Raw genomic sequence first — 11,374 nt, forward strand, 5'->3', positions numbered from 1 at the left:
CGGTTGCCGTCGCGCAACGGCCAGGCCGGGTAACGCCCCCCGGACCTGGTCCGTTTTTCAGCCGACGTTGACATCCTCGAGGCCTGCGCCCGCATGCATGCCTTTGGCCTTCGGCAAGGCGGGAAGGATAGCGTCCTGCAGCGCTCGGCCGGCACGGCTCTGCAACTGAAGGCGCCGGTCGACAGGACCGGTTTCGAGGATGCGCCCCGCATCCATCACGGCGACGCGCTCGCACAGGAGCCGCACCAGCCGCAGATCATGTGTGATGAACACCAGCGCCATGCCGCGCTGGGTCCGCAATGACCGGATCAGGTCGATGATCTGTCCTTGCAGAAGGATGTCGAGGTTCGAGACGGCCTCGTCCAGCACCAGCAGCGCCGGATCGGTCGCCAGCGCGCGGGCAATGCAGACGCGCTGCAACTGCCCGCCGGAAACCTGCGAGGGGTGTTTGCGAGCGTCTTCGGGGCAAAGCCCCACAGAGGCAAGCAGCTCGGCGACCCTGGCGGTGCGAGCCCGCTTGTCCAGCGCTGTCAGATGCCGCAGCGGCTCGGCGACGATATCGCCGAGGCGGAACCTTGGGTTCGCCGCCCCGATCGAGTCCTGAAACACCATCTGTACCGATGCCCGGAAGTTCCGGGTGCCTGCCGCATCCAGATGCTGGAGATCCTGGCCCCGGAACGACACGCGTCCCGCGCTTGGTTTTTCAAGCCCCATAAGCAGCCGCATCAAGGTGCTTTTGCCCGAGCCGGACCGGCCCAGCACGGCAAGGCTTTCGCCAGGCGCGACGGCAATGGAAACGCCGCCGAGCACCTCGCGCGGCGCCTGGGCGCGGATCAGCGATCGGCGGGTGTAGCTTTTGCACAGGCCCTCGGCGGACAGAAGCGCAGTCATGCCGGTTCCATCTCGTAGAGTTTCAGATGGGCCGCAACCAGGTTCCGTGTGGCAGGATGGCGGGGCGCCATGAAGATCCGGTCGACCGGGGCGGTCTCGACGATTTCTCCGGCGTCCATGACTGCGACGCGATGGGCCAGCCGTGCGACCACGCCCATGTCGTGGGTCACGATCAGCACCCCAAGTCCGTGCCGTTGCGAAAGGCTGTCCAGCAGGTCCAGGATTCGGGCCTGCACCACCAGATCGAGATCCGTGGTCGGCTCGTCGGCAAAGAGAAACGGGGCCCCCGAAAGAAGCGCCAGAGCGATCATCGCGCGCTGCAGCATACCGCCGCTCATCTCGAACGGATAGAGCGTCGCGACCTGCGCGGGATCGTCGAGCCCGACTTCGGCAAAGGCGTCCAGGATGGCGCGCCGATGCTGTGAGGGGTCGACTCCGGCCACCCTCAAGACCTCGCGCGCGTGATCGGCCATGCTGCGGACCGGGTTGAAGGCCGAGCGCGGATTCTGCAGCACCGAGGCCACGATCCGCCCGCGAAGCGCCTGCGGCGGGAGCGTCTGCCCGTCGATCAGCACCCGCCCGCCGGTGCAGCTCACGCTTTGGGGCAGCACCCCAAGCGTTGCGGCACAGGTCATCGATTTGCCCGAACCAGAGCCGCCGACCAGCGCCAGAACTTCGCCCGTCCGAAGCGTCAGGCTTACGGCGCGCACCAGGCAGTGGCTGTTTGGCCCGTGCTGCCAGGCCACCGAAAGATCCTCGATCGTCAGGGTCTCGGCTTTGCGCATCAGTGGTCATGCCCGAACTGGTGGTGGGGGTCGAGACGGTCGCGCAGCGCGTCGCCGAGGATGTTCGAGGCCATCACCGCCATCAACAGGCACAGCCCCGGCAGCACGATCAGCATTGGCTGCGAAAACACGAACTGTCGCCCGTCGGCGATCATCACGCCCCATTCCGCGGTGGGCGTTTCGACCCCGAGGCCCAGGAAGGACAGGCCCGAGACATGCAGCATCATGTGCCCGACATCGAGACTGGCCAGCACGAGGATCTGCGCCGCGATCGCGGGTAACAGGTGATCGATAAAGACCCGGATCCGTCCCGCTCCGGACAGCCGTGCCGCCAGGACGAAATCGGCATTGCGCAGGGTCAGCACCACCGCGCGCACGATCCGCGCATAGAAGGGGAAATGCGACACGGCGATGGCCACCACCACATTCGCAAGGCCGGTGCCGAGGGCTCCGATCAGAAAGAGCGCCAGCACCACCGTCGGGAAGGTCATCATGCCGTCGCAGATCCGCATCAGCGCCTGATCCACCCGGCCGCCGAGATAGCCGGCGGCCGCCCCGACCGGTACCGCGATGGCCAGAATGCCAAGCAGGCTCATCAGGACCGAGCCGAGCGACATCCGCGTGCCATGCATCAGCCGGGAGAACAGGTCGCGCCCCAGATGGTCGGTCCCCAGCCAATGCCGGGCCGAAGGTCCCTGCAGCCGGTCGGCAAGCGAGATGAGGTTCGGGTCGTGCGGCGCGAGCCAGGGCGCGAAAAGCGCCGCCGAGAGCAGGACCGCCACCAGGGCAAGGGCGAAGATCAGCGGCAGATGCGACAGCCGCATCGGCGGCAGGCGGGGCCGAGAGGGAACGGGAAGACCGTCGGTCACGGATCGGGTCCTTCTCCCAGTCTCAGTTGCGGATTCAGCGCCGCCGACAGGATATCGACGATCAGGTTGCAGAGCACGAAGACCACGACCATCATTAGCGTAAAGCACTGAATGACGGGGAAATCCTTGTTGCCGATGGCACTGACGGCATAGCGTCCCACGCCGGGCCAGGCGAAGATCGATTCGACCACAAGCGCCCCGCCGATGAGTTCGCCCAGATGCATCCCGGTCGCGGTCACGATCGGCAGTATGGCATTGCGCAGGATGTGGCGGCGTTCCACCTGGCGGTCGGACAGGCCGCGCATCCGTGCCCAGGCCACGTGGTGGGCGTTGGCGCTTTCAAGCATGCTGGCCCGCAAGAGCCGCGCGTTGATGGACAGCGACATGAAGGACACCGTCAGCACGGGAAGCACCATATGCGCGAGAGATCCCGCGCCGAAGGGCGGCAACCATTTCAGCCAGACTGCAAAGGTCAGGATCAGGAGGAACCCGAGCCAGAAATTTGGCGTCGAAACGCCGAGAAATGCCATGCCGCGCACCAGGTGATCCGGCCAGCGGTCCTTGAAGCGCGCCGACCACAGCCCCAGCGGCACGGACACGATCAGCGAGAAGGCCAGCGCCACGCCCGCCAGTTGCAATGTCGCGGGCATGAAATGACCGATATCCTGCAAAACGGGGCGTTTGGTGGCGAAGGATGTGCCGAAATCGCCTTGCAGAGCCGCCGCAAGCCAGTGCCCGTACTGCACCAGAAGCGGTTGATCGAGCCCGAGGTCGTGCCGCGCCTGCGCCAGCGCTTCAGGCGTGGGGGGAATGTTCTCGAGCCGAAGGAAGGCAAAGGCTGGATCGCCCGGCGCCAGCCGGATGACCGCAAAAATGATGAACGACACCGCCAGCAGCAGAGGTCCAAGCCAGAAGAGCCGTCCGAGGATGTATTTCCCCATAACGGTTCACCGCGCGGGTCTGAGCGTTTCGAAAGGGATCTCGTTCGAGGTTGCGCCAAAACTCAGCCCGGTCACGTCCTTGCCCAGCACTCTGATCGCCGTGGCGTAGGTCAGCGGCGCATAGACGGCTTCGTCGTGGAGGGTGCGCAGGATGTAGTCGTAGCTTGCCTGCCTCTCGGCCTCGTCGGTCGAAACGAGAACGGCGCCGATGGCTGCGTCGATCTCGGGTTTTTCCTGCAGGCCGAGCTGGGCCTGATAGTCCGCATGCGAGGGCACCCGCATCGAGCTGACGAATGCATGCGGATCGTAGGGATTGCCCCAGGTACTGTTGAAGATCATCGAGAAATTGCCGCTTTGCTGACGGCCATAGAACTCGGTCTCTTCCGCGGCCGCGAGCGTCACGCCAATGCCCACCGCAGCGAGATCGGCCTGCGCCACTTCGGCCACCGATTTCATCACGGCATCCGAGGCTTCGTAGACGAGGTCGATCTGCAGGGGCCGGCCCTCCTTCATGCGCAGTTTCGCGCCATCCGGCAGCGTCCAGCCCGCGGCATCCAGCAGGGCCATGGCCGCGGACGGATCGTATCCGTAGGGCACGAGCCCGATATCGGCATAGGGGACCGTCGGCGCGAAAAGCGTGTCGGCGCGGGCCTGTGTGCCGTAGAAGATGCCGGCGACCATCGCATCCTTGTTAAGCGCATGGTTGATCGCCTTGCGCACGGCCAGATCGGCGGTTGGCCCCTTGCCGGTATTCAGCGCCAGCGCCAGCGTCTCGAGCGGTTTCGAGGTGCCGCTTTCATAGCCCGCATCCTTGAGGCGCTGGAAGGTGTCGGGGGTGATCTGCCCCTCGAGGCCGTAGATCATGTCGATCTCTCCGGTCTCAAGCGCGATAGCCCGGGTGTTCGGATCGGCGATCACCTTGACCATGATCTTGTCGAAAGCCGGTTTGGGCCCCCAGTAGGACTCGTTGCGGATGAAGACGTCGTATTCGCCCAGCACGCTTTCGCTCAGCACCCAGGGGCCGGTGCCGATCGGGGCCTTTATGCCGTCGGCGCTTTGACCGCTGTCGGGAAAGGCGTCCGGGGCGAGGAACCGCACCGGGCGGATCAGGGACAGTTCCTGCAGCAGCGGATAATAGGGCTCTTTGGTGGTGATCTCGACCGTCATCGGGCCGGTTGCCCGCACCGAAGCCAGCGCGCCCATCAGCCCAAGCCATTTGTGCCGCGCGCCATTGCCCATGACCGCCGCGAAGTTCATCTCGACCGCTGCGGCGTCGAACGGTTCGCCATCGGAAAAGCTGACCCCGTCGCGCAATGTGAAGGTGACGGTCTTGCCATCCGGCGACACGGTCCAGTGCGTTGCCAGGGCAGGGGCCACGGTGCCGTCGGGCCTGTATTTCACCAGCCCCTCATAGACCATTGCCTGCGCAAACATCTGGCTTGGCGAATAGAGATGCGGGTTGAGCGGGCCGACATTCAGCGGCCAGGAGAAATCGAGAGTTTCCGCGTGAAGGGCAGGGGCAAGACCAAGACCGGCAGCAAGTGCCAGCGCTACGGCGATCGGTTTCATGACATGTCCAAAGAGGTATGCTATAACGTATCTAGGGCAGCTTTGGCCCGCAAGTGTTCCCGTCAAGGGTTCCCGTGCGGCCGATTAGTATGATATTTCGGTACATAAATCATACGATGCCATGGAAGGGCAAAGGTTGTTTCGGCCTGGCTGACGCGGATCGACTCGGCACAGGCATGATGCAGCAGCCCTTTCCGGCCGCGCCGCGCCGTCTCGGCCATGGGCGCTTCGGTCCCTTTTGCGCGACGACGTGAATTGAGCGGCCCGTCGCGCCAGGCTAGCAAAACGGAATGAAGCGTGTTCTTTTCGCCCTCTGCCTGCTTTTGCCGACGACCGCCACAGCGCATCCGCATGTCTTCATCGCGGCCTCTGCCGGGTTCTATGTCGACGCATCTGCGCGTCTGACCGGGCTGCGGATCGTCTGGCTGTACGATGCCTTTTCGACGCTGGTGCTATACGACCAGCTCGATCTGGACCGGGATGGCGACGGTGTGCTCGATGCGGGCGATCTGAGCCGGATCGCCGAGGGCGAGACCGACTGGCCGCCGGAGTATCCCGGAGACACCTACCTCTGGCAGGGCGGCACGCCGGTTGCGCTTGGACGGCCGCAACATGGCCGCGCGCGGATGGTGGGCGACCGCGTGGAAGTCAGCTTCGATCTGCCGCTTGCCAGTCCGCTTGTCGTGACCGGCACCGAGACCAGCCTGAAGCTGTTCGATCCCGCCTATTATTATGCCTATACACTGCAGACCGTGCTTTTGCCGTCGCCGATCCCGCCTGGTTGCCAGACCGGTCTGAGACCGTTTCGCCCCGACGAAGCCGACGAACGCCTGCAAAAGCAGCTTGCGGCCCTGTCGATTGAGGAAATTCCGGATGATCCCAATATCGGGGCGCGTTTCGCAGACGCGCTGCGCCTGACATGCGACTGATCCTGACCGTGCTGGCCGCGTTGGCTTTGGTCGTTGCGATTGCGGTCGCCGCGACCGGCCCGCAGGCCGCGGCCGCGTTTCTCTGGGCGGCGGAGCAACAGCGCGCGGTGCAAGAGATGATGGCGGCGGCGTTGCGGGCCATCAAGGCGGGCAACCCGATGGCTCTTGCAGGCTTGTGCCTGCTGAGCGGTGCCTACGGCTTTCTGCATGCCGTAGGGCCGGGACATGGCAAGCTGCTTCTGGGCAGCGCCGCGCTGGCCGGAGGGATCCCGATTGGCCGGATGCTGGCGGTGGGGCTTGCGGCCAGCCTGGCCCAATCGGCTATGGCGATCCTGCTTGTCTCGGCCGGAGCGGGGATTTGGGCCCTGACCAGCGCCGAGACCTCTGCGCTGGCCGAGGGGCCGCTTGCAAACCTCAGCCGGTGGGCTATCGCTGCCATCGGAGCGTTGGTCGCGGTTCGCGGGGCGCGGGCACTTTGGCGTCTGCGGACCCCGATCCCGCCCGAACGATCCCCCGGCCCGCACGCAATGCCCGGGCCTCCCCTTCACGATCACGCAGACTGCGGGTGTGGCCATGCCCATGGCCCGACGGCCGCCCAGATGGCGGCGCTGCGATCGCCGCGGGAGGTTGCGGGCCTGATCCTGAGCATCGCAATCCGGCCCTGCACGGGGGCGCTGTTCCTTCTGGCAGTGGCCTTCCGGTTCGGCATCCCGGTCGCGGGAGGCGTTGCGGTCCTGGCCATGGGGCTGGGGACGGCGACGTTCAATTGTCTCGCGATCGGCGGCGGCGTCTTCATGCGGCGCATGACCCTGCGCGCCGCCGGGGCCGGGACGGTACTGCCCGGCCTGCAGCTGGCGGCCGGTCTTGTCATCGTTCTTCTGACGCTTGGGCCACGGTTCTGAGCGGCCCAAGCGATGCCGTCGGACTGACAGGTCCGGGAATCCGAGCGGATCAGTCGGGTTCTCAATCCCGAAAGTGAGTGTCAAATATATGTTTATAAACGAAAACATTTGACATGATGTCGGTGCGGGCCGATGATTTCATCATGCCGCCGAAGCCGGTCGGCGGCCCGAATGACACCGGAGGATTGCCCGTGTCCACGCAAGCCTGCAGCATGTGTGCCGTCTTCGAAGATCATGGCGCCAACGCCGAAAACATGCTGGAGAAAGTCGGCCCGTGCCGCTTCAACCCGCCGGTGTCGCAGCCCGAAGCGGCGTCCCGCGGCCTGTGGCCGGTGGTGAAATCCAAGGATCGGTGCGGCCATTTCGAGACCGAAGTCGCCTGATCCCGGAATGCCAGCCAGGCCCGTCGGGCGCTTGTCGCGCCAGGCGCAAGTCCCGCAACGGTCCCAGCCAGCACCCAAACAGCGAAAGAGGACGGGACGACAAGACCGCCCCCTTCATGCTTGCCCTCGGCCCGGACGGCTTCTGCCGGGCGTGACGTTCTGGCCGGTCTTGACCAAGGTCATTTCCGGCGGGGTCACAAGGCGGCAAGCTCGCTGAAGATCTTGACTATGCTGGGGCCGGGCACCGGCCGTGATGGGACCTGAAGATGAACGACAAAACGGACACGAACGAGTCTGCCGACAAGATGGCGGCAAACTCCTGGCAATTCTGGGGACCGGGCCAGCAGCCCGGCGCGCCCTACGGACAAGGAGGGGCCTGGGCCGGTCGTCCGCCCTGCGGCTGGTATTATTTCGGGCCGGAGGCGCCGGTCGGACCCGGACCCCAGCAGCGGTCGGGCGGGGCCGACACCGCGGATTATATCGAGGCGTTCGAACACCTCTCGCGCGGGGACGTGAATCCCGCCGCGCTGGGAAAGCTGCTTGCGCTCAACGACCGGGATTTCTGGAAGGGCGCGCTGATCGGGGCGGGCGCCGTTCTGGCGCTGTCCAACCTGCCGGCGCTGAAAGCGCTTCTCGGGACATTCGCGGCGGCGGCGTCCAGCGAACCGCCCTCGAACAAAGCCAAGGAACCGGATCAATGACCCAGCCGGACACCACGACCGCCGCACGGAATCAAAGCCTTCTTCCGAATGCCAGCCAGGCATTGCAGGCGGGTCTGACCGGTGCGGCAATCGCCGGAACCTGGACCGGAATGTACGAACTGGTCCGGGTCCGGAACAAGGAGACGACCGGCCGGGAGGCGCTTCGCGCCACAGCCAACAGCGCTGCGATCGGGGCAGGGGCCGGCGCCGTGGCCCATGTCGTTTCGCATGTGGCTCGAAGCGTGCCCATTCTTGGACTCGCCGTGCTGGCGGCGGGTGTGCTTTACGCCGCCAACGCAGCCAAGAAGGAGAGCGCGGGCGCCAGCGGCCCCAAAACCGTCGAGGCCGACGCCTGACCCGATCCGGCGCGCCATCGAGGCATGTCCGGACCCACCAGAAGGAGTAGACAGATGACACCTCCCAACCGGTTTCTCAACAAGAATGCCCTGGGCAACGGCCGGTTCCTGACCGGTGCCGTTGTTGGTGGCCTTGTCACTTACGTCGCGACGAACGAGGCCGTCCAGCGTGCGGCCATCAACGGGCTTGCGCATCTATGGCTGTCCCTTAAGGGCGGCGTCGAGGAAACGAAGGAACGCTTCCGCGACGCCGAGTCCGAGATCAAGAACGCCCGCGCCGACTGATCCGCATCAGGATGAGCTTCGACCAGTCCGCAGCCGCCGACCTGACACTGACGCTTTCGGACGCCGGTGTCAGGATCGTGCATGAAATCCCCGGGCGCCTGCGGGCGCGGATTGCCGTGCTGGGGCTGGCCTCGCTCGACACCAACCATCTGGCGGCGCAGTTTCGCACGATCCCCGGCGTTCGGACGGTGCGGATCAATGCCGACGCGATCTCTGTCGCGATCACCCATGACGGGACCGTCGCGACCCGGGCGCGTATCCTGTCGCGGCTTTCCGGGCTGCGCCGCGAGCAGTTGCGGTTTCGTCATCCGGATGAGGCCGCCGAGCCGTCCTTTCTGCCGACCGCCGGGCGGATTGCGCTGATTGCCGGATATCGTCTGTTGCCCCGGTCTCTGGCGCGCGCGATCGTCCTGGCGGCGATTTCGCCGCGGGTCCTGCGCGGGCTCCGCTCGTTGCTGACCGAGGGCGTTACGGTCGAACTTCTCGATGCGCTGGCGGTTTCGCTTGGCGCTCTTCGCGGCCAGTTTCGCACCGCGGTCACGACCGATCTGATGATGGGGCTGGGTGAATATCTTGAAGAGACGACGATCCGTCATTCAAGCTCTCTGCTGCTCGATCTTCTGGTCCCGAATCCCGAAACCGCCTGGATCGAAAGCGAGGGCGGGGCTGTCGAAGTTCCCTTTGCCCGCGTTCGGCAGGGCGATCTGGTGGTGGTCAATGCGGGCGAGATGGTGCCCGTCGACGGCATCGTGCGGGGCGGTTCGGCCCTGGTCAACCAGGCCTCGATCACCGGCGAAAGCGTGCCTGTTTCCAGAGAGCCTGGCGACAGCATCATTGCGGGCAGCCTGATCGAAAGCGGCAATGTGCGGATCGAGGCGCGGAAAGTCGGTGACGAGACCACCACGGCACAGATCGCCCAACTGATCCGCGAGTCGCTGGAACAGCGATCCGACACCGAGCGGCTTGCCGAAAAACATGCGGACCGGCAGGTCTACATGACCCTGGGTCTTGGGGCGGCGGCCTTGCTGGCCACGCGCGACCTGCGCCGGCTGAGTTCTGTCTTTCTCGTGGACTATGCCTGCCCGATCAAGCTGAGCGCGCCGGTGGCTGTACGTGCCACCATGTCGGAAACCGTGGCCCGCGGCATCCTGATCAAGGGCGGGCCCAGCATCGAGAAGCTGGCCGAAGCGGATACCTTCGTATTCGACAAGACCGGCACGCTGACCCGGGGAACCCTGTCGGTCACCGAAGTGCAGTCCCTTGCGCCCGAGGACTGGCCGCAGCTGCGTCTGCTTGCCCTTGCCGGCTCGCTCGAAGAGCATTCCCAGCATCCGATTGCCCGGGCTGTGGTCGATGCGGCAAACCTGCAGGGCTGGCGGCATCTGCCCCATGGCGATGTCATCTTCGACGTGGGTTACGGGTTGCGCGCGTCCGTCGAGGGCAACGACGTGCTGATCGGCAGTCGGCATTTCCTGGAGGGGGTCGAAGGCGTCGATTTCGATGGGCATTCCGCGACGGTCGAACGGATGGTCGCCGAGGGCAAGATGCTGCTTTACATCGCCGTCGCCGGGAAACCCGTGGGTCTGATCGGATTGCGGGACGAATTGCGGCCGGATGCGCATGAGACGGTCCGCCGCTTGCGCGGGGCAGGGGTCCGGTCAATGGTCATGCTGTCCGGGGACCGAAGCGTGCGCGCCGAGGCGTTCGGCCGGGAACTCGGGTTCGACGAAATCCACGCCGAACTGCGCCCCGAGGACAAGCTGCGCATCCTGCGGGACCTGCAGGCGGCGGGGCGCAAGGTGGCCTTCATCGGAGACGGCGCGAACGATGCCCCTGCCCTGGCTGCCGCGGATGTCGGGATCAGCATGTCGCAAGGCGCCGATATCGCCAGGGCCGCGGCCGATGTCACTCTCATGGACGACCGGATCGGCGCGGTTGCCGACGCCCGTGAGGCCTGCGACCAGGCGATGCGTATCATCAGCAGCAACAACGCCGCGGCTTTGGGCATCAATTCCGCGCTGTTCGTGGCGGCTTCGGCCGGTCTTCTTGCGCCGGTCGTTGCGGCGATGATGCATAACGGTTCCACCGTCGCGCTTCTGGTGTCGGCGATCTACCGGTCCGGCCTCAACCCCCCGGCGGTGCACAGGACCTAGGCGTTTTCAGCCCCGGGGGGGCGCAGGCCGGCCGGGGCGCAAGCCAGGCAGCAAGAACAAACTTGACTATTTTACTCTGTTAGCCGAGGCTTCGGACAGGCGCAACTTTTCGGACTCGCACCCAATGGTATCCTGCGTCCATCACATCCCCGGACGAGCCCGCTTCAAGATCGAGGCGCTGCGGCGCGACCCGGAGCTCGCCCGGATGATCGAGGCGAATGTCGGCTCGCTGGAGGGCGTGTCGTCGGTCGAGATCAACCGATATGCTGCCTCGATCATCGTGCACTATTGTCCCAGGACGAGCGAGATAGAGCGGATCATGGGGCACATCTGCGACCATTGCCCCAAATCTGCGGACAATCGGCAGAGGGGTCCGGTGCCGCAAGAGCGCGGAGCTACGGATCGCCTGACGTCGGTCAGGCCCCCTGCAAAGGTCGGTATCGCTTTGCGCGACGCCGCGGCGAAAGCAGTGGTCAACACGCTGATCAAACGTGCCGTGGAACAGAGCCTGGCCGGTCTTGTCGTCGGCTTGCGCTAGGTCATGTTGACAAATGGCGGACCCAGAGACGGATCGACGTGATGTCAATGAAGCCGAGGAAGCTCTCAGCGG

13 protein-coding genes are annotated in these 11,374 nt (G+C 65.4%); 8 read left to right on the forward strand and 5 right to left on the reverse strand.

Annotation, left to right across the window (positions count from 1 at the left end):
• Window positions 1-57 precede the first annotated feature (57 nt).
• From nikE to nikA, 5 genes are read right to left on the reverse strand one after another with little or no spacing between them, the layout of a single operon-like run.
• Window positions 58-891, reverse strand: coding sequence for a nickel import ATP-binding protein NikE (gene nikE, locus DSD19_RS07180; protein ID WP_113669086.1), 834 nt, complete (start codon window positions 889-891; stop codon window positions 58-60).
• A complete protein-coding gene (locus tag DSD19_RS07185; protein WP_113669087.1) occupies window positions 888-1,676 on the reverse strand; it encodes an ATP-binding cassette domain-containing protein in 789 nt (262 codons plus the stop codon). The genes nikE and DSD19_RS07185 overlap by 4 nt, the downstream gene beginning before the upstream one ends.
• Window positions 1,676-2,545, reverse strand: coding sequence for a nickel ABC transporter permease subunit NikC (gene nikC, locus DSD19_RS07190; RefSeq protein ID WP_243627793.1), 870 nt, complete (start codon window positions 2,543-2,545; stop codon window positions 1,676-1,678). The genes DSD19_RS07185 and nikC overlap by 1 nt, the downstream gene beginning before the upstream one ends.
• Window positions 2,542-3,486: a nickel ABC transporter permease subunit NikB gene (nikB, locus tag DSD19_RS07195; protein ID WP_113669088.1), complete on the reverse strand. Its 945-nt coding sequence runs from the start codon at window positions 3,484-3,486 to the stop codon at window positions 2,542-2,544. Before nikB ends, nikC begins: the two co-directional genes overlap by 4 nt.
• A gap of 6 nt (window positions 3,487-3,492) precedes the next feature.
• Window positions 3,493-5,055, reverse strand: a complete 1,563-nt coding sequence (gene nikA / locus DSD19_RS07200) for a nickel ABC transporter substrate-binding protein (protein ID WP_113669089.1) — start codon at window positions 5,053-5,055, stop codon at window positions 3,493-3,495.
• 290 nt (window positions 5,056-5,345) lie between these two features.
• Between nikA and DSD19_RS07205 the strand changes: the two genes are divergently transcribed.
• From DSD19_RS07205 to DSD19_RS07240, 8 genes are all read left to right on the forward strand, one after another.
• On the forward strand, window positions 5,346-5,984 hold the full coding sequence (locus tag DSD19_RS07205; protein WP_113669090.1) for a DUF1007 family protein: 639 nt from the start codon (window positions 5,346-5,348) through the stop codon (window positions 5,982-5,984).
• Window positions 5,975-6,886 carry a nickel/cobalt transporter gene (locus DSD19_RS07210; RefSeq protein WP_113669091.1) on the forward strand — a complete coding sequence of 304 codons (912 nt, stop codon included), beginning with the start codon at window positions 5,975-5,977 and terminating at the stop codon, window positions 6,884-6,886. Before DSD19_RS07205 ends, DSD19_RS07210 begins: the two co-directional genes overlap by 10 nt.
• 113 nt (window positions 6,887-6,999) lie before the next feature.
• Window positions 7,000-7,269, forward strand: coding sequence for a hypothetical protein (locus DSD19_RS07215; RefSeq protein ID WP_371412546.1), 270 nt, complete (start codon window positions 7,000-7,002; stop codon window positions 7,267-7,269).
• 266 nt (window positions 7,270-7,535) lie between these two features.
• Window positions 7,536-7,970, forward strand: coding sequence for a hypothetical protein (locus DSD19_RS07220; RefSeq protein WP_113669092.1), 435 nt, complete (start codon window positions 7,536-7,538; stop codon window positions 7,968-7,970).
• Window positions 7,967-8,326 (forward strand): hypothetical protein, encoded by a 360-nt coding sequence (locus tag DSD19_RS07225; protein WP_113669093.1) that lies wholly within the window; start codon window positions 7,967-7,969, stop codon window positions 8,324-8,326. Before DSD19_RS07220 ends, DSD19_RS07225 begins: the two co-directional genes overlap by 4 nt.
• Window positions 8,327-8,380: 54 nt before the next feature.
• Window positions 8,381-8,611 (forward strand): hypothetical protein, encoded by a 231-nt coding sequence (locus DSD19_RS07230; protein WP_075787721.1) that lies wholly within the window; start codon window positions 8,381-8,383, stop codon window positions 8,609-8,611.
• Window positions 8,612-8,622: 11 nt separating this feature from the next.
• Window positions 8,623-10,764 carry a heavy metal translocating P-type ATPase gene (locus tag DSD19_RS07235; protein WP_113669094.1) on the forward strand — a complete coding sequence of 714 codons (2,142 nt, stop codon included), beginning with the start codon at window positions 8,623-8,625 and terminating at the stop codon, window positions 10,762-10,764.
• 124 nt (window positions 10,765-10,888) lie between these two features.
• Window positions 10,889-11,302 carry an HMA2 domain-containing protein gene (locus tag DSD19_RS07240; RefSeq protein ID WP_113669095.1) on the forward strand — a complete coding sequence of 138 codons (414 nt, stop codon included), beginning with the start codon at window positions 10,889-10,891 and terminating at the stop codon, window positions 11,300-11,302.
• Window positions 11,303-11,374: the final 72 nt, after the last annotated feature.

It is taken from the genome of Rhodovulum sp. BSW8, from assembly GCF_003314725.1.
GTDB classification, from domain to species: domain Bacteria; phylum Pseudomonadota; class Alphaproteobacteria; order Rhodobacterales; family Rhodobacteraceae; genus Rhodovulum; species Rhodovulum visakhapatnamense.